Origin of the sequence: Microbacterium sp. MMO-10, from assembly GCF_037148715.1 — a bacterium.
Taxonomy (GTDB): Bacteria; Actinomycetota; Actinomycetes; order Actinomycetales; family Microbacteriaceae; genus Microbacterium.
Genome location: NZ_JBBCSV010000001.1, coordinates 256,550 through 278,700 on the forward strand (window position 1 = coordinate 256,550; position 22,151 = coordinate 278,700).

Below are 22,151 nucleotides of genomic sequence, written 5' to 3' on the forward strand. Positions count from 1 at the left end.
CAGCCACGACCGAGCGGATCCGGGATCCGGATGACGTCGCGCGTCGGATGTCCAGGATCCGCAAAGGCCGCGGAGCGTAAACTCCCAGGGTGCTGCTCTGCGTCACGGCCAATCACAAGACGGCCCCCTTCGACCTCCTCGAACGACTCAGTCGCACCCCGGACGACCTGGCCGGATCCCTCTCCGAAGGATCCAAGGGCGCCGTCGTGCTCGCGACCTGCAACCGCTTCGAGGCCTATGTCGACGTCGACGGCACGGCCGACGAGAATGACGTCGCGCGCATTCTGAGCACGGTCTCGGAGCGCAGCGGCATCGACGCCGACATCCTCTCCGCGTCGTCGTCGGTGCACTCCGGCCCCCGGGTCGTCGAGCACCTGTTCTCGGTCGCGTCGGGTCTCGAATCCGTCGTCTCCGGCGAGGGCGAGATCGCGGGCCAGGTGCGTCGTGCGCTCACCTCGGCTCGCAAGCACGGCACCACCTCCCCCGAGCTGGAGCGCCTCTTCCAGCGCGCCAGCGAAGCCCAGCGCAAGGTCAAGAACGACACCGCCCTCGGCCGCGCCGGCCGGTCGCTGGTGCGCCTCGCCCTCGACCTCGCCGACAGCCGCATCGCCGACTGGAGCACCGCGCGCGTGCTGCTCGTCGGCACCGGCGCCTACGCCGCGGTGACCCTCGCGACGCTGCGCGAGCGCGGCGCGCACGACATCAGCGTGCACTCCCCCTCGGGCCGCGGTGCCGCGTTCGCCGCGAAGCACGGGATCCGGGCGCTGCCCAAGGCGGAGTACGCCCGCGCCGCCGCGCACGCCTCGATCGTCATCACCTGCACGAGCGCCGAGCACCCCGTGCTCGACGCCGCGATCCTGCGCGCAGGCCGCGGCCCGGCTCTCGCCGCCCTCCCGACGCCGCACGGCACGGCGGTGGACTGCCCGATTCCGGGGCACGGCTTCTCGGCCGGCGCGACCCCGTCGCAGCTGATCGTCGACCTCGGCATGCCCCGCAACGTCGCACCCGATGTCGCGGAGGTCGAGGGCGTCGCTCTGCTCGACCTCGAGACGATCCGCCTGCACGCGCCGCTCGAGGAGCTGCAGGCGACGGACGCCGCGCGCTCGATCGTGCGTGCCGCCGCGGCGACGTTCCACGAGGTGGGAGCGCGCGAGAGCGTGACCCCCGCGGTCGTCGCCCTGCGCGGGCACATCTTCGGCCTGCTCGAGGCCGAGATCGAGCGCGCCCGCAAGCGCGGAGACGACGGCGGCCAGGTCGAGCAGGCCATGCGCCACCTCGCCGGCGTGCTGCTGCACACCCCGACGAGCCGCGCGCATGAGCTCGCCGCCCAGGGCCGCGGATCCGAGTTCATCGCCGCCCTCGAGACGCTGTACGGGCTCTCCGCCGAGCCCGCCGTCCAGGACGACGCCGCCACGGCCTGACCGGTTCGCTCTCTCCGGGCCGGCCCACTGCGTGCCGGCCCGCGGGGCGTGCCGGCCCGCGGCCGCGTCCGCGTCCGCGGTCGAGTCCGCGGCTAGCCTGGTCGGGTGAGCGACGTGACAGACGAGGGCCCGTTCTTCCACGGCACCAAGGCGGATCTGCGGCCCGGCGACCTGCTCACGGCGGGATTCCGGTCGAACTACCGGCCCGAGGTCGTCATGAATCACATCTACTTCACCGCGCTGCGCGACGGAGCCGGCCTCGCCGCAGAGCTCGCCGCCGGCGACGGCGAACCGCGGGTGTACCTCGTCGAGCCGACCGGCGCCTTCGAGGACGACCCGAACGTCACCGACAAGAAGTTCCCCGGCAATCCGACGCGGTCCTATCGCAGCGCGGATCCGCTTCGCGTGGTCGCCGTGGTCGACGACTGGACGCGGCTCGCGCCGGAGGCGCTGCAGGGCTGGCGCGACCGCCTCGCCGCCATCCTCGACGACGAGCGCGGCGAGATCATCAACTAGGCCGAGCCGCACTGCCGGCGTGCGGGCGCCGGGGGAAACACCGGGTGTGCGGGCGCAAGGCGATCGAGCGGCATCGGCCTGGGCGCGGACACTCGCGGTCTTCCGCGAGATGGCGACGCCGTGATCCCCGCGCTCCGCGTCGGGGATCGTCGCGAGATCCCTCACTGACCGGCTCCCGCGGCGTGCTCCCCGCGCGGAGATGTGCGCTTCGCTCGGAGAGATTCTCGAATCGGCTCCGCGGTCGGTGCACATCTCCGATGTTGGCGCACCGGCAGCTGCGATGTGGATGACGAGGCCGGAGTGCGAGACTGGATCCATGGCCCTTCACATCACCGGAGACACCGCCGCCGACACCCTGCTCAGCGACAACCCGCTCGCCCTGCTCGTGGGCATGCTGCTCGACCAGCAGGTCGCGATGGAGACCGCGTTCGCCGGACCGCTCAAGATCGAGCAGCGCACGGGCGCGGCCGACGCCGCCGCGATCGCCGCGTACGACCCGGACGAGTTCCTCGCCGCGTTCAAGCAGTCCCCGTCGGTGCATCGCTTCCCCGGATCCATGGCGACGCGCGTGCAGACGCTGTGCCAGAAGCTCGTCGACGACTGGGGCGGGGACGCCGCGAACCTGTGGACCCAGGGGGATCCGGACGGCGCCGAGGTGCTACGGCGACTGAAGGGCCTTCCCGGGTTCGGCGAGCAGAAGGCCAAGATCTTCCTCGCCCTCCTCGGCAAGCAGTACGGCTTCACCGGCGCCGGCTGGCGCGAGGCCTCTGCGCCCTACGGCGAGGACGGATCCTTCCGCTCGGTCGCCGACATCGTCTCGCCGGACTCGCTCGCGAAAGTCCGGGAGCACAAGCGCGCGATGAAGGCCGCGGCCAAGGCGACCGCCTGAGGCCTCCGCCGCGCTCCGTCAGGTGCGCCCGGAACGGATCACCGGTGACTGAGCCGCCCGCACAATTCAGGCCCGACATCCGGATCCGCCCCTCGAACCGCCCGGTCGACCGGCTTCCCGAGGACTCAGCCTGAATACGGCGGACCGGGTCCTGACTACGGCGGGCCGGGTCGGCCCGCCCCCTCGATCGCGGCGACGACGCGCCCCGCGCGATCCCGGGCAGAGCGCGGGATCCGGCCTCCCTCCCCTCGGACCGGATCCCGCGCCGTTCTGCGGTGGCCGGCGGCTCAGCGGACGGCGACGCGCACCGTGGCCGGGGCAGACGGGCCCGTGTGCGGCAGCTTCTGCGTGATCGTCGCCCTCTGCGGCACGGTCAGTTTGCGGTCGAGCACGAGCGTCCAGCTGCCGTCCACGGCAGCGGTCGTCGAGGCCGCGGCGGGGATCCTCCCGGGACCGGTGACCTTCACGCTCACGGTGGCGCCCGGGGCTCCGACGCCGCGGATCGTGATCCGGTCCGCGGCGAGCGCAGCGGTGGGGGCCTTCGGTGCGACACCCGCGGCGTCGTCCTGCACGGCCGAGAGGTTCTTCATCCAGGTGAAGGACGTCGGCGTGATGCTGTCATCCCCCCAGACCTTGCCGTCGCGGTCGACCGCGTAGGCGAAGAACCCGCCCTTCGTGCCGCCCTGCGGCTGCCACGTCGCGTACTCGTACGCCGTGGATCCCGGCGCCGTCGCGGGGTCGTAGATCCCCTCCGCGTCGCCCCAGTGCGTGCGGTCCTGCTCCTCGGGGAAGGAGAACCCGGGGAGGAACTGGCACGGGGCGATCTTGTCGGCGAAGGTGTTCCAGGTCGATTGCATGCCCGCCGCGCCCCGGCCGTAGGCCTGCAGGAGAACGTAGGACACCTTCGACGAGACCGCCGTGAACAGCGGGGTGCTGCCGTCCTGGTTGGTGTCGAAGATGAGGATCTTGTCGGAGCCCGAGGTCGGTCCGAGGAGATCCCCGAGGGCGTTGAAGACGCCGATCGCCCTGGTCAGGTCGTCCCCGGTCGGGTACGACTCCACATCGATGTCGATGCCGTCCAGCCCGTACGGGGTCACGTAAGTGTCGACGAGCTTCTGCGCGTAGTCGCGATAGGCCTGGTCCGTCAGCGGGATGTCCGCCTTCGCGAGCTTGTCGATCCACAGCGTGTACGCGACCCGGGTTCCGCGCGCATGCAGCTCAGGGACGTACTCGTCGCGCAGGGCGCGCCAGTAGTCGGTGTCCGCCGTCGCACCGGCGTCGAAGACCATCGCCACATCGACCTCGGGAGGCAGGTCCGTCATGCGCGTGACGTTGGGGTCGGGCAGGTTCGAGTTCGCGCTCTGCGGCACCGTGACGTCGCGCCAGGTGCGGTAGTACGCCATGGTGAGGGGCTCGGCCGAGCACTGCGACGTGTTCCCGACCGATGCGGATCCCGTCCCGGCGAGAGCGGGTGGCGCGCCGAGGACCGCGACTCCGGCGAGGAGCGCGCCGAGACCGATGGCAGCTGTCGTGCGATTCATACGTGCCTTCTCTCTTCTTCGAGTGGGGTGGCTTCCCCGATCGCGGCGTCGAGCGCCGCGAAGTCCGCAAGCTCCAGGGCGGTTCCGGCGTTCCACGCCCGTTCCGCCATCGCGCGCAGCGGTCCGCGGATCCCCTCCGCGACCTCGGCCGGGGTCTGCGCCTCCGGCCGGTCCGACCACACCGCGAACGAGACCCCGAGCAGCGCTTCGGGGTACGGGCGCTCCAGCTCCTGCACCACGGTCGCCTGCCCTTCGGGTCCCCACAGCGCCGGGAAGAGGCCGGGATGCCAGTCGGCCGCCCAGATCCGCTCCGCCGTCGGGTAGCGGTAGCCGGCGTTCTCACCGAGCACGTAGTAGAACACCGCGTCGTCGACGTTGACGAGCCGATGCCCTGCGGCGAGCGCGTCGGCGACCGGCCGCATGCCGGCGTTCCAGTTCGTCCACCAGGTGAGCACGACGTCCTGGTCCAGACGCTCGGCGGTGCTGCGCAGCAGGCCGTCGTTCCAGGCGCGCGCTTCGAGACCGCGCTCGCGCAGGTGCGCGGCGACGCGGTTGACGAACGCGGTCAGCAGGTCGAATCCGGTGCCCGCGGCGCCGTAGCGCTCCGCGGCCGCCGTCGCGAGCGCCGGGAACTCGGCGATGCGGTCGAAGTCGACGAACTCGTCGCCGCCGAGATTCCAGCGCGTGCTGTGCGGGAACACGGGGAGCATGTCGTCGATCAGCGCGAGGGCGAAGCGGACCGGATCCTCGCGGGTGATGTCGAGCGCGTGGTCGGTGGCGAGGCCCGGGGCGTCCGGCAGCCGCAGGTCCGGGTGGGCCCGGAGCGCGTGCCGCAGATGCCCCGGCATGTCGAGCGACGGGACGAGGTCGATGTGCAGGTCGCGGGCGGTCGCGACGATCTCGGCCGCCTCGGCGCGGGTGATGCGCCCGGACGAGACGATCTCGGGGAAGGCCGTCGATTCCAGCCGGAAGCCCTCGTTCTCGGAGAAGTGCCACTGGAACACGTTCACGCCCACGTCGGCGGCGGCGTGCAGCTGCGCGAGGATCCACGCCGCGGGGTAGTGCTTGCGCCCCGCGTCGAGATGCAGTCCGCGCTCGGCGACCGCCGGCGCGGAGCGCACGATGCCTCGCGGGACCGCCCCCTGGGCGCGCAGGTTGTGCAGGAGCTGCCGGGTGGCGCGGAACACTCCGGCGGCGGAGGCGGCCGTCACCACGACGTCGTCCGCCACGTCGATCGTGAACGACTCGTCGGCCGGATCCCGGTGCGCGAGCGGACTCAGCCGCACCCGGATCACCGGATCCGAGACGTCGGCGGCCGCCGCGATCCCCCGCTCCCGCAGTTCGGACTCGAGCCGCTCCGCCTCCCGGCGCAGTCCCCGGCTCGCCGCGATGACCCGCACCCGCTCCGGCTCCCACGTCCCGCCCGCCGGCTCGAACGCCGTGGGCTGCGGGAGCGACGCCCACGGCGTTCGCGCGGCGGGTGCCGCCGGAGAGATCATCCCTTGACGCTCCCCTCCTCGACGCCCTTGAAGAACTGCTTCTGGAGGACGGCGAAGAGGATGATGATCGGCACGAGCGCGATCATCGTTCCCGCCGCGATCACCCGGGGGTTGGATCCGAAGTTCGAGTTCAGGTAGTTCATGCCGACCGTGAGCGTGTAGTTCGCCGGATCCGAGAGCACCACGAGCGGCCAGAGGAACTCGTCCCAGGCGCCGATGAACGCGAACAGGGCGACCACCGAGACCATGCCGCGGATGTTCGGCCACACGATGTGGCGCAGGCGCTGCAGGGTGTTGGCGCCGTCGATCGTCGCGGCGTCCAGGGTGTCCGCGGGGATCATCCGGCAGGCGGCGGCCATGAGCAGCACGTTGATCGCGGCGATCGCGCCGGGCAGGAACACGCCCCACAGGGTGTTCGCCAGACCCAGCGACTTCACCGTCAGGTACTGGCTGGTCAGGGTGACCTCGCCGGGGAGGAGCAGCGTGGAGAAGAAGATCGCCATGACGATCCCCTTGCCGCGGAACTTCAGGCATCCCAGTGCGTAGCCGCCGAGGGTGGCGAAGATCACGTTGGTGATGACGGTCCCGACGCCGACGAGCAGCGAGTTGCGCGCGTAGTCGAGCACCGGGATCGTGCGGAAGACCTCCGCGTAGTGGTCGAGCGTGGGAGCGCTCGGGAGGAGGTTCGGCGGGAAGCCGTAGATGTCCTCACCGGATCCCTTGAACGACGTGGAGAGCTGCCACAGGAACGGGAACACCATGATGCCGAGCACGACGACGAGCAGCACGTACTTGCCGATCAGTCCGCCGAGGGAGGGCTTCATGATGTCGGCGGATCCGCGGGTGCGGAACGGCTTCTCGCGGTGGCGCGGCGGGCGGGCGCCGCGGCCGGCTGCGGCCTGCCGGAGCGTCGCCTGCTCCTCGATCACGCCGGCGCTGCCGGGGGTCTGGAAGGAAGTCATGCCGCCACCTCCGCGCGGTTCTTCGCGTCACGGCGCTCGGCCCGCTGCTGCGCGCGCAGGTCGCGGCGGGTCCGCCGGCCCGCCAGGGCGTCGCGGATCATCTCGCCGTTGTTGGCGATGCCGACCACGGTCAGCGGGATGAGGGTCAGCAGGAACAGCACGATCGAGATGGCCGAGGCGTAGCCGATCTGGCCGTTCAGCCCCTTGCCCATCGACTGGATCAGCATCACCATGCTCATCGACCGGCCGCCGGGCCCGCCGGATCCCGAGGAGAGGATGTACAGCTCGGTGAACACGCGCATGGCCGCGACGCAGATGAGCACCGAGACGAGCATCATCGGGCCGCGCACGCCCGGCACGGTCACCGACCAGAACCGCCGCCAGGCCCCGGCGCCGTCCATCGCGGCCGCCTCGTGCAGCTCGCGCCCGACGTTCCCGAGGGCGGCGAGGTAGACGACCATGTAGTAGCCGAGGCCCTTCCACACGGTCAGGCCGATCGCGCAGAAGATGAGCAGCCAGCGGTCGGAGAGGAACTCGATCGGCCGGTCGGCGAGGCCGAAGAACTTCAGCGCCGAGTTGATCGTGCCGGTGCTGGAGAACAGGAACTCCCACACGATCGCGACGACCACCGCCGAAGCGATCACCGGGAAGTAGAACGTGGTGCGGAAGAACCCGATCGCCGGGATCTTGCGATGCACCAGCAGCGCGAGGAGCAGCGGGAGGAAGGTGAGCAGCGGCACGCACACCACCACGTACACGAGGGACGTGGTGAGGGCGTACCCGAACCGCTCGTCGCTCGCGAGACGGGTGAAGTTGTCCAGGCCCACGAACGCGACGGGCCGGAGGGGGCGCGCGTCCGTGAAGGCGAGCACCACCGTGTTCAGGAACGGCCACAGCGCGAACACGAGCACCCAGATCACGCCCGGAAGCACGAGCAGGTACGGCGTGTACCAGCGTTGTCTTCTCATCTGCTCACCCCCTCCTCTCACTCATCGGGTCACTTCGAGACGTTCTGGTTGGCGTAGTCCTGCGCCTTCTTCAGCGCGTCCTTCGCCGAGATGTCGCCCTTGATCGCGAGCGCGATCTGCTGCTTGGCGTAGTTCTCCATCGAGTCGACGTAGCCGGATCCGGGTGCGCCGGGGACGCGGGCCTTGTCCATCTGCGCGGCGGCGAACTTCGTGGCCTCGGCCTGCTCGGGGTTCTGCGCGCTGCCGGCGAACGCGGACGGGTCCTCGTTGGCCTTCTTCGTGCCGGGGAAGAAGCCGGCGGCGAGCTTCATGAACTCGATCTGGTTCGCGTCGTTCGTGACGTACTCGGCGAACGCGATGGCCGCGGCCTTGTTCTTCGCGTTCTTGGAGACGCTGATGCCCTGCACGAACAGCGGCGGCTCGCCGAAGCCGCCGGTCACCTTCACCGAGGGCAGCAGGGTGGGCGCGTTGACCGCGAGGTTCTTGTCGATGTAGTTCGGGCCGGCGGTCGTCCACGCGACGCTGCCCTTGTTGAAGTTGTCGACGTTGGCGTTCGCCGTGCCCGCGTTCTGCAGCGCCTCGGGGCTGACCGCGCCCTCCTTGTAGAGCTCGGCGTAGCGCTCGACGATGGCCTCGGCCTCGGGGGTGTCGAAGACGAACTTCCCGTCCTTGACGAAGTCGAACGTCTTGCCCTGGTCGCTGATGTCGATCTGCATCGACTTGGGGCTCGGCACGTCGGACAGGGTCGCGATGCCGAGCTTGCCGAGCTTGGCTGCGGCGTCGAGCGTCTCGTCGAAGGTCTTCGGCGGCGCCGTGAGACCGGCCTTGCCCAGCAGATCCATGTTCCAGTAGTTCAGCTCGGTGCCGAGGTACCACGGGAAGGCGTAGGTGCCTTCGAGCCCGTCGTACGTGTAGGCCGCGACACCGCCGTCGACGTAGTCGCTGATGATCTTGGAGTCCTTCTTCAGATCGGCCAGCTGGCCGGCCTTGGCGAGCTCCTGCGCGAACTCCGGCGGCAGGTTCACGACGTCGGGCAGCTCGTTGGACTCGGCCTGCTGCAGGATCTTGTCCTCGTAGCCGTCGGCGGGCTGATCGATCCACTTGACGGTCGTGCCCGGGTGCTCCTTCTCGAAGCTCTTCGCGATGTTCTCGAAGTAGGGCGAGAACTTGTCGTTCTTCAGCGACCAGGTCTGGAACGTGACCGTGCCCGTGATCTCGCCGTCGGCGGATCCGCCTCCGGAGGCCGCCCCCGAACCGGTGCAGGAGGTGAGGGCGAGCGCTGCGACCGCGGCGATGCCGACGGCGATAGTCGATCGGATCTTCATGGACGTGTTCTCCTTCGAAGTGTCCCGGGTGCATCGCCGGCCGGCGCTGGCATCCCATCACTAAAACGATATAGTGTGCCTAGCATGCCATAAGGGCAAGGTGTCGTCCAATATCACCGTGTTCTCTGCGCACGGTGAACCAAATCCCTTCAGCGACTCAAGGAGGAACGCGATGAGCAGTCCCCGTCGCCCGAACATCGTGTTCGTGCTGACCGACGACCACGCCGCGAATGCGATCGGCTGCTACGGATCGGTGGTGAACACCACCCCCGGCATCGATGCGATCGCGGCCGCCGGGATCCGCTTCGACCGCGCCCTCGTGGAGAACGCGCTGTGCACGCCGAGCCGCGCCGCGTTCCTCACCGGCACCTACAGCCACACCAGTTCCGTCACCACGCTCGCCACGCACCTGACGAACGACCACGAGACCTTCATCACGGCACTGAAGGCTGCGGGCTACCGCACCGCGATGTTCGGCAAGTGGCACCTCGGTCACGGCCCCGACCACGACCCGGTGGGCTTCGACCACTGGGAGGTGCTGCCGGATCAGGGCGAGTACTTCGACCCGGAGTTCTTCACGCCCGACGGCCCCGTGCGCTACGAGGGCTACGTCACCGACATCATCACCGAGCACGCCCTCGCGTGGATGGAGGCACAGGGCGACGAGCCCTTCTGCGTGCTCGTGTGGCACAAGGCGCCCCACCGCCCCTGGCTGCCGCATCCCCGGCACGCGGACCTGTTCACGGATCCGATCCCGCTGCCGCCCACGTTCGACGACGACTACGACGGCCGCGGCACGCCCGCCCACCACGCCACGATGCGCATCGCCGACTACCTCACCGACGTCGACCTCAAGGAGTATCCGCCGGCCGAGCTCGGCTACGCCGAGCGCGCGGTGTGGAAGTACCAGCGCTACATGCAGGACTACCTGCGCTGCGTGGCCGCGGTCGACGAGGGCGTGCAGGCCCTCACCGCCTTCCTGCACGAGAAGGGCCGGTTCGACGACACCGTCACGATCTACGCCTCGGACCAGGGCTTCTACCTCGGCGAGCACGGGTGGTTCGACAAGCGGTTCATGTACGAGGAGTCGCTGCGGATGCCGCTCGTGCTCAGCTATCCGGCGCGGGTTCCCGCGGGCGCGAGCACCGAGGCGCTCGTCTCGAACGTCGACATCGCGCAGACCCTGCTCGGCTTCGCCGGGGTCGCCGCCCCCGAGGGCATGCAGGGGCACAGCCTCGTCGACCTCGTGACCGCGACGGATCCGGCCCCCGTCCGCGACGCCCACTACTACCGGTTCTACGAGCACGACGACCACATGCACCACGTCTGGGCGCACTACGGCGTGCGCACCGACCGCTACAAGCTGATCTACTACTACGCCGACGGAATGGGACTGCCCAATACGGGTGACACGTCCTATCCTCCGGAGTGGGAGCTCTTCGACCTCGAGAAGGATCCGTACGAGCTCACCAGCGTGCATCTCGATCCCGCGTACGCCGGCATCCGGCGTGAGCTGACCCTGAAGCTGTGGGATCTCCAACAGGAGCTCGGCGACACCCCTCACCCGCGCCAGCCCGTCCCGGAAGGACGTACTCGATGACCCCCGACACCGACGCCGCACACTCCGCCGGTGCGCGTGGATCCGCCCCGCTGCGGTTCGGCGCGAACTACACGCCGTCGAAGGACTGGATGCACTCCTGGCTCGACCTCGATCTCGACGCGGTGCGCCGCGACTTCGCCGGCCTCGCCGCACTCGGCCTCGACCACGTGCGGATCTTCCCGCTCTGGCCGGTGCTGCAGCCCAACCGCACCCTCATCCGCGACAAGGCCGTCGCCGACGTCCGCGCCGTGGTCGACATCGCCGCGGAGTTCGGCATGGACGCGAGCGTCGACGTGATCCAGGGGCACCTGTCGAGCTTCGACTTCATCCCGTCCTGGCTGTTCACCTGGCACGACAAGAACATGTTCACGCACCCGCAGGCGCTGAGCGGCCAGGTCGCGCTCGTCGAGCGCCTCGGCGCCGCGCTCGCCGACGCACCGAACTTCCTCGGCTTCACCCTTGGCAACGAGGTGAACCAGTTCTCGGCCGCGGTGCACCCGCACCCGTGGCCGGTCACGCCCGACGAGGCCACCGGCTGGCTCACCGCCCTGCTCGACGCGGCGGAGCGCTCCACCCCCGGTCTGCCGCACGTGCACAGCGAGTACGACGCGGCCTGGTACATGGACGGCCACGGGTTCGTGCCGGCCCACGCGAGCCGCATCGGCGCCATGACCACCGTGCACTCGTGGATCTTCAACGGCACCGCCCAGCGCTACGGCGGGCGCAGCGCCGCGAGCGACCGGCACGCCGAGTACATGATCGAGCTGTCCCGCGCCTTCGCGACGGACCCGCACCGTCCGGTCTGGCTGCAGGAGGTCGGCGCCCCGTCGAACTGCCTGACCCCCGAGCAGACGCCGGACTTCCTCGAGGCGACGGTGCGCGCCGCGGTGCGCACCGAGAACCTCTGGGGCGTGACCTGGTGGTGCTCCCACGACGTGGGCCGCCAGCTCGCGGACTACCCGGAACTGGAGTACTCGCTCGGCCTGATCGACCAGGCGGGCGAGGCCAAGCCGATCGGGCGCCGGTTCGCCGAGATCATTCCGTCCCTCCGCGAGCGGCGGCCGGCGCCCGCCCGCACGACCGCGATCGTGATCGAGGTCGACGAGGACGAGATCCCCGTCAGCCGCGCCGCGATGAGTCCCGGAGGCGCGATCTTCCAGGCCTGGGTGGAGGCATGCGAGGCCGGGCTCGACGTGACCTTCGTCACGTCGCGCACGGCGGCGGATCCGGCCGATCTCGCCGCCCGCGGGATCACCGACCTGATCTGCCCCGACCTGAGCACGGGATCCGGCACCTACTCCTCGAACAACACCGTCGTGGACCACGCCGCACCCGCCGCGGGGGTTCCCGCATGACCCGCCCGAACGTGGTCGTGATCTACGCCGACGACCTCGGGTACGGCGACGTGGGCTGCTTCGGGGGCGACGACGTGCGCACCCCGCACCTGGACCGGCTGGCAGCCCGCGGCGTGCGCCTGACGAACTGGTACTCGAACTCGCCGGTGTGCTCGCCGTCGCGCGCCGCGCTGCTCACCGGGCGGCACCCGGTGCACGCCGGAGTGCAGGAGATCCTCGGCGGCAAGCGCGGCACCGCCGGCCTCCCCGCCCAGCCGACGCTCGCCTCCCGGCTTCAGGACGAGGGCTACCGCACCGGCATCTTCGGCAAGTGGCACCTCGGCACCGGATCCGGTTACCGCCCTCTCGATCGGGGCTTCGCGCAGCACTTCGGATTCCTCGCCGGCTGCGTGGACTACTACTCGCACATCTTCTACTGGGGTCAGGGCCAGAACCCCGTGCACGACCTGTGGGACGACGAGCGCGAGGTCTACGACAACGGCCGCTACCTCACCGAGGTCCTCGCGGAGAAGGCGGCCTCGTTCATCGCGGACGGCGGCGCGGAGCCCTTCCTCTGCTACGTGCCGTTCAACGCCCCGCACTATCCGATGCACGCGCCGAAGGAGTACGTCGACCGCTTCCCGGAGCTGCCCGACGATCGCCGCATCATGGCCGCCATGATCGCCGCGATGGACGACGGCGTGGGCCGGATCCTGGACGCGCTCGAGGCCGCAGGGATCGCCGACGACACGATCGTGTTCTTCTCCTCGGACAACGGCCCCTCCACCGAGAGCCGCAACTGGCTCGACGGCGAGGAGATCGATTACCAGGGCGGATCCACCGGCGGCCTGCGCGGCAACAAGGGATCCCTCTTCGACGGCGGGATCAGGGTGCCGGCGATCATCTCCTGGCCGGCCGCGCTGCCGCAGGGCGCCGAATGGGCCGAGCCCGCGGCGATGATGGACATCCTGCCGACCGTGCTGGAGGCGGCGGGCGCTCCGGCCTCCGCGGAGGCGGACGGAACGAGCGTGCTGGGCGCCCTGCGCGCGCTGGCCCCGTTGTCCGACGAGCGCACGCTCTTCTGGGAGTACGGCCCGCAGCTCGCGGCCCGGCGCGGCCCGTGGAAGCTCACGACATCGGCGCGCGAGCATCTGGGCGGCCCGTTCACGCTGGGCAGCACGGTGCTGGCGAACCTCGACGACGACCCGGCGGAGGCGGCGGACCTCTCCGCCGAGCATCCCGAGATCGCAGCCGCGCTGCGCGCCGAGCTCGAGGCCTGGGCGCGCACGTTCGACTGGGATCCGGCTCCCTGGCTCTAGCCGGGCGCCCGAACGCCCGCCCCGTGCGCGCGGTGCGCGCCCGACGTCGACCGTTGTGCAGGGAGCCCCGTCAATATGCAGGACGAGCGGGCACCGCGGCACTCGGATCCCGCGGAATCACGAGCCTGAGACGTGCCCGCCCGCCGATCGCACCTGCAGAACGGCGCGTGCTCCCTGCAGAACGGCGCGCGCCGTCGGGTCAGCCGCGCCGTCGGGTCAGCCGCGGCGTCGGGTCAGGCGCGCGCCTCGCGCTCGGCCTCCTTGGCCGCGACGATCTTGCGCAGTCCGGAGCTGGAGAAGCGGTGGTCGCGGCTGTTGAAGTACAGCTCGATCCCCGCCTCCTCGCAGTAGGTGCGCCCGGTGAAGTCGCGGTCCTCGTACTCGTCGCCGACGATGCGCACGTCGAGCTTGAACGAGCGGAGGATGTCCTCCAGATCCTGCTCGGTCGAGTAGGGCACGATCTCGTCGACGTACTCGCAGCCGCGCAGCTGGATGTAGCGCTCCACCACGGTCTGCGTGGGAGCGTTCTTCTCCGGCCGGTCCAGGGTGGGATCCATCTGCAGACCGCAGATGAGGTAGTCGCACTGCCTCTTCGCCTCGGCGAGCATCATGATGTGCCCCGCGTGCAGCAGGTCGAAGGTGGAGAAGGTGATCCCCACGCGCGGCCCCGGGTTGTAGTCCTGGTGCTTCTTCACGGTCTCCGGCGTCATCTGCGAGTCCTCTCGTCGGCCCAGAGCACTCTATCGAACGCGCCGGGCCGCGCCCCGTGAGAGTCGCTCAGCGCGACGGCGCGGCGGTGCTCTCGCGGATGGTGAGCGCCGGCGTCGGCCCCCGCCGCGACGGCAGCGGCTCCGTGGATCCGATCCGCTCCAGCAGGAACGCCGCGGCCTGCTCACCGAGGGCGAAGGTGTCGCGGGTGAGACAGGTGATCGACGGGTGCACGAGCCCGGTCACGACGGAGTCGTCGAAGGACGCCACCGACAGGCTCTGCGGCACGGCGACACCCATCTCCTGGGCGACGCGGAGTCCCGCGATCGCCATCACGTCGTTGTCGTACACGATCGCGCTCGGCCGGGCGGCGCGGCTCAGCAGCGTCCGCGTCGCGCTCGTCGCCGCGGCGGGCGAGAAGTCGGTGACGAGGGTCTCCCCCACCACCTCGCGCTGCGCGAGGGCGGCCAGCACATCGGAGCGGATGCGGGTGTGCTGGAACTCGGCGGGCCCGGACACATACGCGATCTCGCGGTGCCCGAGCGCGGCGAGGTAGTCGAACAGGGCGTGCGCCGCGGCCTCGTCGTCGAGCCAGATCGCCGGGGGATCCCCCGAGGTGTCGCCGCTGCCGATCACCACGGCCGGCAGCGGGAGAGCGGGCAGCAGCTCCAAGCGGGGGTCGTCGTCGCGCGGGTCGATCACGATCACACCGTCGACCTGATTGGCGCTGCGCCAGCGCCGGTAGGTCGCCATCTCCTCGTCGATCGAGGACACCACCACGAGCTGCAGCGCGATGCCGTGCAGCGCGAGCGCCGACTGCACGCCGGCGATGAGGTCGGTGAAGAACGCCTCGGTGCCCAGCGTGCGGGCGGGGCGGTTCACGGCGAAGCCGACGACGCCGGCACGGGATCCGACCAGGGCGCGGGCCGCGGAGCTCGGCTGCCACTGGTGCTGCTCGGCGATCTCGAGGATGCGCTGCCGGGTCTGCTCGCTGACGCCCGGTCGGCCGTTCAGCGCGAAGGAGACGGCCCCGGGGGACACACCGGCGAGCCGGGCGATATCGGCGATGGTGATGCGCTTCGCCTGTGACATAGACTCACCGTACTAGATCGTTTTAGTGGATCCCGGGGAACACGATTTCCCCCGGCGTTCCCACATTCTCGCACCGCGAAGGAGCACCCCCGTGCACGAAGAGACCTCGCTCACCGTCGGCCGCGTCACCCGCGTGCTCGCCGAGCGGGTGCGCCCCGCCGTCCACTCCGCCCGCGTGCCGCTGGAGATCGCCGCGCACGCCCTTCCGGGGGAGCCGATCACCGCCGCCGAAGGACTGGCGCTGGAGTACGCGCCGTTCGCCGCCGGACAGCAGTGGGGACCGGCCTGGGGCACCACGTGGTTCCGCCTCCGCGGCTCCGTGCCCGCCGAGTGGGCGGGCCGTCGTGTGGAGGCGCTCGTCGACCTCGGCTTCGACATCAACATGACCGGCTTCCAGTGCGAGGCGCTCGCCTACCGCACCGGCCCCGAGGGCGAGCCGGTCCCGGTGAAGAGCCTCAACCCGCGCAATCAGTGGCTGCCGATCACGGAGCGCGCCGAGGGCGAGGAGGCCGTCGAGCTGTTCCTCGAGGGCGCCTCGAACCCGGTGCTCCTCGACTACCACCCCTTCCTGCCCACGCAGGAGGGCGACATCCTCACCTCCTCTCCGGATCCGCTCTACCGCGTGCGGCACATGGACCTCGCGGTCTTCGAGCCCGAGGTGTTCGAGCTCTCGCTCGACCTCGAGGTGCTGCTCGAGCTCCAGGCCGAGCTGCCCGAGACCAGCCCGCGTCGCATGCGGATCCTGCAGGCGCTCGACGACGCCCTCGACGTGCTGGACCTGCAGCGCATCGTCGCGACCGCGGGCGACGCCAGGGCGCAGCTGGCCGACGTGCTCGCCGCCCCCGCCGATGCGAGCGCGCACCGCATCGCCGCGATCGGGCACGCGCACATCGACTCGGCCTGGCTGTGGCCGCTGCGCGAGACGGTGCGCAAGGTCGCCCGCACGACGTCGTCGATGACGACCCTGCTCGAGGAGCAGCCGCAGTTCCGCTACGGCATGTCCAGCGCCCAGCAGTACGCCTGGATGAAGGAGCACCGCCCCGAGGTCTACACGCGGATCAAGGCCGCCGTCGCCGAGGGGCGCTTCCTGCCGCTCGGCGGCATGTGGGTCGAGTCCGACACCGTGATGCCGACCGGCGAGTCGCTGGTGCGCCAGTTCTCGCACGGGCAGCGCTTCTTCGAGCGCGAGTTCGGGATCCGCTCGAAGGGCGTCTGGCTGCCGGACAGCTTCGGCTACTCCCCCGCCCTGCCGCAGCTCCTGCGCCGAACCGGCTTCGAGTGGTTCTTCACGCAGAAGATCTCGTGGAACCAGCGCAACGTGTTCCCGCACCACAGCTTCGACTGGGAGGGCATCGACGGCTCGCGGATCTTCACGCACTTCCCGCCGATGGACACCTACAACTCGCAGCTGAGCGGCATGGAGGTCGCCAAGGCCTCGCGGCAGTTCAAGGAGAACCGCGTCGCGACCCGGTCGATCGCCCCGGTCGGCTGGGGCGACGGCGGCGGCGGGACGACCCGCGAGATGACCGGCAAGGCCGCCCGCCTCGCCTCACTGGAGGGATCCGCCCAGGTCGAGTGGATCCATCCCGACGACTTCTTCGACGCCGCCAAGGCGGAGCTTCCTGACCCGGCCGTGTGGGTCGGCGAGCTCTATCTGGAGCTGCACCGCGGCACGCTCACCAGCCAGCACGCCACGAAGGCGCTGCACCGCTGGGCCGAGCAGGCGCTCATCGAGGCCGAGCTGTGGGCGTCGACCGCGGCGGTGCGCCTCGGCGCCGCGTACCCGCACGACGAGCTGGACCGGCTCTGGCAGACCGTGCTGCTGCACGAGTTCCACGACATCCTGCCGGGGACGTCGATCGCGTGGGTGCACCGCGAGGCGGTGTCGGTGCTGTCCGGCGTGCTCGACGAGGCCCGCGCCCTGTCCGCGGCCGCGCGCACGGCGCTCGCGGGCGAGGGGGACGTGGAGCTCGTCTTCACCCCGACGTCCGTCCCCACGGGGTCGTCGAGCGAGCGCAGCGCGACGGAACGCGGTGCCTCGACGGAGCGCGGCGTCTCGTCTCGCGCCGCCTTCGGCGGTGCTCGCTCGACGACCCCGGAGGAGAGCGCCCCCGTCTCACTCGCCGAGTCCGCGGACGGCTTCCGCCTGGAGAACGACCTCGTCGTCGTCACGGTCTCCTCCGAGGGCCTCATCGTCTCCGCCCTGGACAAGGCCTCGGGCCGTGAGACGATCCCCGCGGGGAAGCCGGCCAACCTGTTCCAGCTGCACCAGGACTTCCCGAACATGTGGGACGCCTGGGACATCGACAAGTACTACCGCAACCGCGTGGATGATCTCACCGCGGTGTCGTCGATCTCGGCGTCGGTCGAGGACGGCACAGCGACCATCGTGGTCGAGCGGCCGTTCTCGGAGTCGTCCCTGCGGCAGACGATCACGCTGCGCCCCGGATCCCGCACGGTGCTGCTGCGCAACGAGATCGACTGGCACGAGACGGAGAAGCTGCTCAAGCTCGCGTTCCCGCTGGACGTGTTCGCCCGGGAGACGGCCGCCGAGACGCAGTTCGGCTTCCAGCGCCGGGTCACGCACGTGAACACGAGCTGGGAGGCCGCGAAGTTCGAGACGTCGATGCACCGCTTCGTGCTCGTGCAGGAGGACGGCGGCTTCGGCGCCGCGCTCGTGAACGACTCGATCTACGGCTTCGACACCGCGCGCGACGTGGACGGCGACGACGTCACCACGACGGTGCGGCTGTCGCTGCTGCGCGCCCCGCGCTTCCCCGACCCCGACACCGACCACGGCCGGCACGAGATCCAGGTGGGCCTGGTGATCGGCGCCGACGCCGCGATCGCGACGGCCGAGGGCATCGCGCTGAACGCGCCGGCGATCGTCGTGCGCGGCGCGAACGAGGTCGAGCCGCTGGTCGCGGTGTCCGGCGAGGGCATCGTCGTGTCGAGCGTGAAGCTCGCCGACGACCGCTCCGGCGACGTCGTCGTGCGCGTCTACGAGGCGCTCGGCCGGCGCGCGACCGGATCCCTGTCTGTCGGCTTCCCGCACGCCGGGATCCGCGAGGTGTCGCTCATCGAGGACGAGCTGGAGTCGCCGCGCACCGGCGAGGCGCTGTCGCTGCGCCCCTTCGAGGTGCGCACGCTCCGCATCGCCCGGGCCTGACGGGCCCCGTCCGCACAATTCAGGCTGGACGTCGCGTACTCCTCCGGGAAGGCCGGATTCACGGGAGAGGCGGAGGGTCCAGCCTGAATTGTGCGGTGACGCTGACCCCGACCGGCGGTGGCGCTGCCCCCAACCGGCGGCGGAGCGGCTCAGACCAGCACGCGGGTGAACGCGTCGCGGCTGATCCCCTGCTCGAGGATCCGCGCCGACCATTCGCGCGCTCCGTGCAGGCTGTGGTCGCGGTAGTTGCCGCATTCGATCGCGCTCACGCCGGGAACATCGCTCCACTCGGCCTTCTCGGCGATGAAGCGCAGGCTGTCCGAGATCGCCTCGACGAGCGCCGGGATCTCGGGGCGCCCCCAGGTGATCAGGTGGAACCCGGTGCGGCAGCCGAACGGCGAGATGTCGATGACGCCGTCGACGCGGTCCCGCAGCAGCGAGGCGAGGGTGTGCTCGATCGTGTGCAGGGCCGCCGTCGGGATCTCGCCCTCGTTCGGCTGCACGAAGCGCACGTCGAAGTTGGAGATCTCGTCGCCCCGCGGGCCCTGATCGACGCCGATCAGACGCACGTACGGGGCCTTGACGGCGGTGTGGTCCAGGGTGAAGCTCTCGACCTCGGCCATGACGGATCTCCTTCGGGTGGCGGATGGACGGACCGGATCCGGCCCGAATCAGAGGCTACCCCGCCGGGTTCGGGCGGGGGCCGCCGGCCGCAACACGATGACGGATCCGCCCCCGTCGCAGAAGATGTCGTTCCGAGCGGACGATGGCGACGCCTTCTGCGACGCTCAGCCCGCCGGCTCAGTCCTCGATGGCCCCGGCGAAGAACGCGCGGATGTCGCCGGCGAGCAGGTCGGGGCGCTCGAGCGCCGCGAAGTGCCCGCCCTCGTCGAAGCGGCTCCAGTGCACGATGTTGTCGTTGTCGCGCTCGGCGAAGACGCGGATGGTCTGGAAGTCGTCCTTGAAGACCGCGACGCCCGTGCGCGCGTGGCTGACCTGCGGATCCTCCTGCACCTGCGCGTTGTCGAAGTAGCTGCGGCTCATCCCGGCCGCCGCGTTCGCGAACCAGTTCACGCTGACCTCGAGCAGGATCTTCTCCAGCGGCACGAGCGAGGTGCCGTTGCCGAAGCTGTTGAACAGTTCGCTGTAGGCCAGCAGGCCGATCGGCGAGTCGCTGAGCCCGACCGCGACCGTCTGCGGACGGGAGGCGTTCATCGTGTTGTAGCCGCCGACCGACTGGAACCACTGCATGTGCTCGAGTCCCGCGTAGTCCGCCGGCTCGAGCCGCTCGAACTCGCTCGGATCCCCCGAGGGGAACGAGAACAGCTGCAGCACGTGCAGGCCGAGGAAGCCCTCCGGGTCGAGCAGGCCGAGCTCGCGTGCGACCATCGCGCCGTTGTCGGATCCGTGCACGCCGTAGCTCGCATAGCCGAGGCCCCGCATGAGCGCGTCGTAGGCCCGGGCGACACGCGCGGTCGTCCACCCGCTCTCGGCCACGGGCTGCGAGAAGCCGTAACCGGGCGCGTCCGGGATGACGACGTCGAAGGCGTCCTCGGCACGTCCTCCGTGCGCGACCGGGTCGACGAGACGGTCGATCACGTCGAGGTAGTCGACCGAGGATCCGGGGTAGGTGTGCAGCAGCAGCAGGGGCGTGGCGCCCTCGTGCGCGGAGCGGACGTGGATGAAGTGGATGTCCTGGCCGTCGACCCCGGCGACGAAGTGCGGGAACGCGTTGATGCGCGCCTCGGCGGCGCGCCAGTCGAAGGAGCGCCAGGCGGCGAGCGCCTCACGGAGGTAGTCGTTCGGGGTGCCGGTGGTCCAGTCGTCGGCGGGCGCCGGCTGCGGCAGGCGGGTCCGGGCCAGGCGGTCCTGCAGGTCGGCGACCTCGGCATCGGAGACGGAGACGGTGAAGGGGCGGGGGGCGAAGGCTGCGGTGCTGTTCATGTCTTCGACACTATGAGCCGATTAGGATGGATTCGTTCCTAATGAAAGCGCTTCTTCGAGGATCCGATGACAAGCCCCTCTGCACGCCTCCTCGCCCTGCTCTCGCTGCTGCAGACGGGCTCCGGCCGCACCGGCGCCGAGCTCGCGACCCGACTCGGCGTGAGTCCGCGCACCGTGCGCGCCGACATCGAACGGCTCCGGGAACTCGGCTACCCGGTCGACGCCGTCCGCGGATCCGTGGGCGGATACCGCCTCGGCGCCGGAGGGCAGCTGCCCCCGCTGCTGCTGGACGACGAGGAGGCGGTCGCGGTGACCGTCGGCCTGCAGATGGCGGCGGGGGTGACCGGGGTCGAGGAGGCGGGTGCCAGAGCGCTCGCAAAGATCGAGCAGGTGCTGCCCTCGCGTCTGCGCCCACTCGTCGACGCACTGGGTTCGACGATCGACCGCGGCCAGGAGAACGTGGACACCGACGCGCCCGATCCCGAAGTGGATCCGGCCGTGCTCGCCGCCGCTGCCGCGGCGATCCGCGACACGGAATGGCTGCGCTTCGACTACCGGGACGCACCCGTGCTCGTCGAGCCTTACCGTCTGCTCAGCTGGCAACGGCGCTGGCACCTCGTCGCCCGCGATCCCGGTTCCGGCTCGTGGCACACCTACCGGGTGGACTGGATGTCGCTCCGCATGCCGACCCGGCGCAGGTTCGATCCGCAGCCGCTCCCCGGCGGCGACTACACGGCTTTCGCGATGCGCACGATCGCCGCGAGCGGCTGGGCCGTGCACGCGCGGCTGCGCATCGACGCCCCGGCGCAGGCCGTGCTCGACCGGATCAATCCCACCGTCGGCGTGGTGGAGCCGATCGACGCCGACCACTGCGTCCTGGTGACCGGCGCCGACAGTCTCGACACGGTTGCCGCGTACATCGGGATGCTGATGATGGACTTCACGGTCGAGTCCCCGCCCGAGCTGATCCCCCGGCTGCGGCTGCTGTCAGAGCGCTACGCCAGGGCCGTCGCAGGATCCTGACGCGGATCCTGATCAGCGTCCGTAACGCGCGACGATCTCCTCGGTGAGCGCGGGCCAGATCCGCTTGTGCTCCTCCCCGAAGGGCACGCCGGAGAGGAAGGCCGCCGCGACATCGCGGGACCGGTCGATGAGCAGGAAGCTGCCCAGCGCCCCGAAGTGGCCGGCGGTCTCCGGCGGCAGCGTGTCGCTCATCCAGTGCGGCGACTTGGAATCCTTGAGCTCGAACCCGAGGCCCCACTGGTTGTCCGGGTAGGAGCCGTAGCCGGGCACGATCCCCCGCAACCCGGGGTGCGAGACGGTGAGCGCGAGATCGCGCAGCGCCGCGGGGATCAGCGTGGGGCGCAGCACCTCGCGACCGAAGATCAGCAGATCCTCGATCGAGGCGAGGGCTCCGGCCGAGGGGCGACCGGTCACGTCGGTCCGGTCCATCCCGAGCGGCAGGGTGACCTCGCGCAGCATCCAGTCCGCGAACTCCATGCCCACGGCGTCGGCGATGTGCGCGGCGAGCGCATCGAATCCGGCGTTCGAGTAGATGCGGCGCTCCCCCGGAGCCTTCAGCGGCCCCTCGCCCTCCATCGGCAGGCCGCTGGTGTGGTCGAGCAGGTTCCGCACGGTCGCCCCCGCGGGCCCGGCCGGCTCGTCGAGATCCACCAGGCCGCGATCGACGGCGACCAGGGCGCCCCACGCCATGAGCGGCTTGGTCACCGAGGCGAGCGGAAGGACGGCCCGCGGATCCCCCTGCACCGCGAGCGTCCGCTCGGGGCCGGTGACGCCGACCAGGGCCGTGTGCGGGAAGCCGTCGGTCGCTCTGAAGGTCGTCGTGTCCACGGATCCATCGTGG

General features: G+C 70.6%; 18 protein-coding genes. 8 read left to right on the forward strand and 10 right to left on the reverse strand.

Annotated features, from left to right (window positions below):
* Window positions 1-89 precede the first annotated feature (89 nt).
* The 3 genes from WFJ17_RS01100 (at window position 90) to WFJ17_RS01110 (ending at window position 2,826) form a co-directional block, all read left to right on the forward strand.
* Window positions 90-1,421 (forward strand): glutamyl-tRNA reductase, encoded by a 1,332-nt coding sequence (locus WFJ17_RS01100; protein ID WP_251442751.1) that lies wholly within the window; start codon window positions 90-92, stop codon window positions 1,419-1,421.
* 105 nt (window positions 1,422-1,526) lie between these two features.
* The gene (arr, locus tag WFJ17_RS01105; protein WP_251442754.1) at window positions 1,527-1,937 is read left to right on the forward strand and encodes an NAD(+)--rifampin ADP-ribosyltransferase; all 411 of its coding nucleotides are present in this window, start codon (window positions 1,527-1,529) and stop codon (window positions 1,935-1,937) included.
* Window positions 1,938-2,253: 316 nt separating this feature from the next.
* Window positions 2,254-2,826, forward strand: a complete 573-nt coding sequence (locus WFJ17_RS01110; protein ID WP_251442757.1) for an HhH-GPD-type base excision DNA repair protein — start codon at window positions 2,254-2,256, stop codon at window positions 2,824-2,826.
* 287 nt (window positions 2,827-3,113) lie between these two features.
* On the opposite strand, the gene WFJ17_RS01115 is transcribed toward WFJ17_RS01110, so the two are convergent.
* Genes WFJ17_RS01115 through WFJ17_RS01135 form a run of 5 tightly spaced genes read right to left on the reverse strand, consistent with a single transcriptional unit; the run spans window position 3,114 to window position 9,121 of the window.
* Window positions 3,114-4,367 carry an EndoS/ChiA family endoglycosidase gene (locus WFJ17_RS01115; RefSeq protein ID WP_336647426.1) on the reverse strand — a complete coding sequence of 418 codons (1,254 nt, stop codon included), beginning with the start codon at window positions 4,365-4,367 and terminating at the stop codon, window positions 3,114-3,116.
* Window positions 4,364-5,866, reverse strand: a complete 1,503-nt coding sequence (locus tag WFJ17_RS01120; protein WP_336647427.1) for a family 20 glycosylhydrolase — start codon at window positions 5,864-5,866, stop codon at window positions 4,364-4,366. Before WFJ17_RS01120 ends, WFJ17_RS01115 begins: the two co-directional genes overlap by 4 nt.
* A complete protein-coding gene (locus WFJ17_RS01125; RefSeq protein ID WP_295034426.1) occupies window positions 5,863-6,828 on the reverse strand; it encodes a carbohydrate ABC transporter permease in 966 nt (321 codons plus the stop codon). The genes WFJ17_RS01120 and WFJ17_RS01125 overlap by 4 nt, the downstream gene beginning before the upstream one ends.
* Window positions 6,825-7,796: a carbohydrate ABC transporter permease gene (locus WFJ17_RS01130; protein ID WP_251442772.1), complete on the reverse strand. Its 972-nt coding sequence runs from the start codon at window positions 7,794-7,796 to the stop codon at window positions 6,825-6,827. The genes WFJ17_RS01125 and WFJ17_RS01130 overlap by 4 nt, the downstream gene beginning before the upstream one ends.
* 29 nt (window positions 7,797-7,825) lie before the next feature.
* Window positions 7,826-9,121: an ABC transporter substrate-binding protein gene (locus WFJ17_RS01135; RefSeq protein ID WP_336647428.1), complete on the reverse strand. Its 1,296-nt coding sequence runs from the start codon at window positions 9,119-9,121 to the stop codon at window positions 7,826-7,828.
* A gap of 172 nt (window positions 9,122-9,293) precedes the next feature.
* Here WFJ17_RS01135 and WFJ17_RS01140 point away from each other — a divergent pair, with 172 nt between their 5' ends.
* From WFJ17_RS01140 to WFJ17_RS01150, 3 genes are read left to right on the forward strand one after another with little or no spacing between them, the layout of a single operon-like run.
* Entirely contained in the window at window positions 9,294-10,721 is a 1,428-nt protein-coding gene (locus WFJ17_RS01140; RefSeq protein WP_336647429.1) for a sulfatase family protein, read from the forward strand.
* On the forward strand, window positions 10,718-12,076 hold the full coding sequence (locus WFJ17_RS01145) for a glycoside hydrolase 5 family protein (RefSeq protein ID WP_336647430.1): 1,359 nt from the start codon (window positions 10,718-10,720) through the stop codon (window positions 12,074-12,076). Before WFJ17_RS01140 ends, WFJ17_RS01145 begins: the two co-directional genes overlap by 4 nt.
* Window positions 12,073-13,374, forward strand: coding sequence for a sulfatase-like hydrolase/transferase (locus tag WFJ17_RS01150; RefSeq protein WP_336647431.1), 1,302 nt, complete (start codon window positions 12,073-12,075; stop codon window positions 13,372-13,374). The genes WFJ17_RS01145 and WFJ17_RS01150 overlap by 4 nt, the downstream gene beginning before the upstream one ends.
* 233 nt (window positions 13,375-13,607) lie before the next feature.
* On the opposite strand, the gene WFJ17_RS01155 is transcribed toward WFJ17_RS01150, so the two are convergent.
* Window positions 13,608-14,084, reverse strand: coding sequence for an adenylyltransferase/cytidyltransferase family protein (locus tag WFJ17_RS01155; protein ID WP_251442799.1), 477 nt, complete (start codon window positions 14,082-14,084; stop codon window positions 13,608-13,610).
* 67 nt (window positions 14,085-14,151) lie between these two features.
* The gene (locus tag WFJ17_RS01160; RefSeq protein ID WP_336647432.1) at window positions 14,152-15,174 is read right to left on the reverse strand and encodes a LacI family DNA-binding transcriptional regulator; all 1,023 of its coding nucleotides are present in this window, start codon (window positions 15,172-15,174) and stop codon (window positions 14,152-14,154) included.
* Window positions 15,175-15,265: 91 nt separating this feature from the next.
* Between WFJ17_RS01160 and WFJ17_RS01165 the strand changes: the two genes are divergently transcribed.
* Window positions 15,266-18,343, forward strand: a complete 3,078-nt coding sequence (locus WFJ17_RS01165; RefSeq protein WP_336647433.1) for an alpha-mannosidase — start codon at window positions 15,266-15,268, stop codon at window positions 18,341-18,343.
* A 149-nt stretch (window positions 18,344-18,492) separates the two neighbouring features.
* Here the strand turns inward: WFJ17_RS01165 and WFJ17_RS01170 are convergent, their stop codons facing one another.
* On the reverse strand, window positions 18,493-18,966 hold the full coding sequence (locus tag WFJ17_RS01170; RefSeq protein ID WP_336647434.1) for an S-ribosylhomocysteine lyase: 474 nt from the start codon (window positions 18,964-18,966) through the stop codon (window positions 18,493-18,495).
* A gap of 178 nt (window positions 18,967-19,144) precedes the next feature.
* A complete protein-coding gene (locus WFJ17_RS01175; protein WP_336647435.1) occupies window positions 19,145-20,287 on the reverse strand; it encodes an epoxide hydrolase family protein in 1,143 nt (380 codons plus the stop codon).
* A gap of 66 nt (window positions 20,288-20,353) precedes the next feature.
* Here WFJ17_RS01175 and WFJ17_RS01180 point away from each other — a divergent pair, with 66 nt between their 5' ends.
* Window positions 20,354-21,310 carry a helix-turn-helix transcriptional regulator gene (locus WFJ17_RS01180; RefSeq protein ID WP_292883230.1) on the forward strand — a complete coding sequence of 319 codons (957 nt, stop codon included), beginning with the start codon at window positions 20,354-20,356 and terminating at the stop codon, window positions 21,308-21,310.
* A gap of 12 nt (window positions 21,311-21,322) precedes the next feature.
* On the opposite strand, the gene WFJ17_RS01185 is transcribed toward WFJ17_RS01180, so the two are convergent.
* Window positions 21,323-22,138 carry a serine hydrolase domain-containing protein gene (locus WFJ17_RS01185; protein ID WP_336647436.1) on the reverse strand — a complete coding sequence of 272 codons (816 nt, stop codon included), beginning with the start codon at window positions 22,136-22,138 and terminating at the stop codon, window positions 21,323-21,325.
* Between the last annotated feature and the right edge of the window lie 13 nt (window positions 22,139-22,151).

Excerpts from the sequence above, each read along its gene's own strand:
- WFJ17_RS01110 (WP_251442757.1), top strand. The coding sequence starts at position 2,254 with ATGGCCCTTCACATCACCGGAGACACCGCCGCCGACACCCTGCTCAGC.
- WFJ17_RS01115 (WP_336647426.1), bottom strand. The coding sequence starts at position 4,367 with ATGAATCGCACGACAGCTGCCATCGGTCTCGGCGCGCTCCTCGCCGGA.
- WFJ17_RS01120 (WP_336647427.1), bottom strand. The coding sequence starts at position 5,866 with ATGATCTCTCCGGCGGCACCCGCCGCGCGAACGCCGTGGGCGTCGCTC.
- WFJ17_RS01125 (WP_295034426.1), bottom strand. The coding sequence starts at position 6,828 with ATGACTTCCTTCCAGACCCCCGGCAGCGCCGGCGTGATCGAGGAGCAG.
- WFJ17_RS01130 (WP_251442772.1), bottom strand. The coding sequence starts at position 7,796 with ATGAGAAGACAACGCTGGTACACGCCGTACCTGCTCGTGCTTCCGGGC.
- WFJ17_RS01135 (WP_336647428.1), bottom strand. The coding sequence starts at position 9,121 with ATGAAGATCCGATCGACTATCGCCGTCGGCATCGCCGCGGTCGCAGCG.
- WFJ17_RS01140 (WP_336647429.1), top strand. The coding sequence starts at position 9,294 with ATGAGCAGTCCCCGTCGCCCGAACATCGTGTTCGTGCTGACCGACGAC.
- WFJ17_RS01145 (WP_336647430.1), top strand. The coding sequence starts at position 10,718 with ATGACCCCCGACACCGACGCCGCACACTCCGCCGGTGCGCGTGGATCC.
- WFJ17_RS01150 (WP_336647431.1), top strand. The coding sequence starts at position 12,073 with ATGACCCGCCCGAACGTGGTCGTGATCTACGCCGACGACCTCGGGTAC.
- WFJ17_RS01155 (WP_251442799.1), bottom strand. The coding sequence starts at position 14,084 with ATGACGCCGGAGACCGTGAAGAAGCACCAGGACTACAACCCGGGGCCG.
- WFJ17_RS01160 (WP_336647432.1), bottom strand. The coding sequence starts at position 15,174 with ATGTCACAGGCGAAGCGCATCACCATCGCCGATATCGCCCGGCTCGCC.
- WFJ17_RS01170 (WP_336647434.1), bottom strand. The coding sequence starts at position 18,966 with ATGGCCGAGGTCGAGAGCTTCACCCTGGACCACACCGCCGTCAAGGCC.
- WFJ17_RS01175 (WP_336647435.1), bottom strand. The coding sequence starts at position 20,287 with ATGAACAGCACCGCAGCCTTCGCCCCCCGCCCCTTCACCGTCTCCGTC.
- WFJ17_RS01180 (WP_292883230.1), top strand. The coding sequence starts at position 20,354 with ATGACAAGCCCCTCTGCACGCCTCCTCGCCCTGCTCTCGCTGCTGCAG.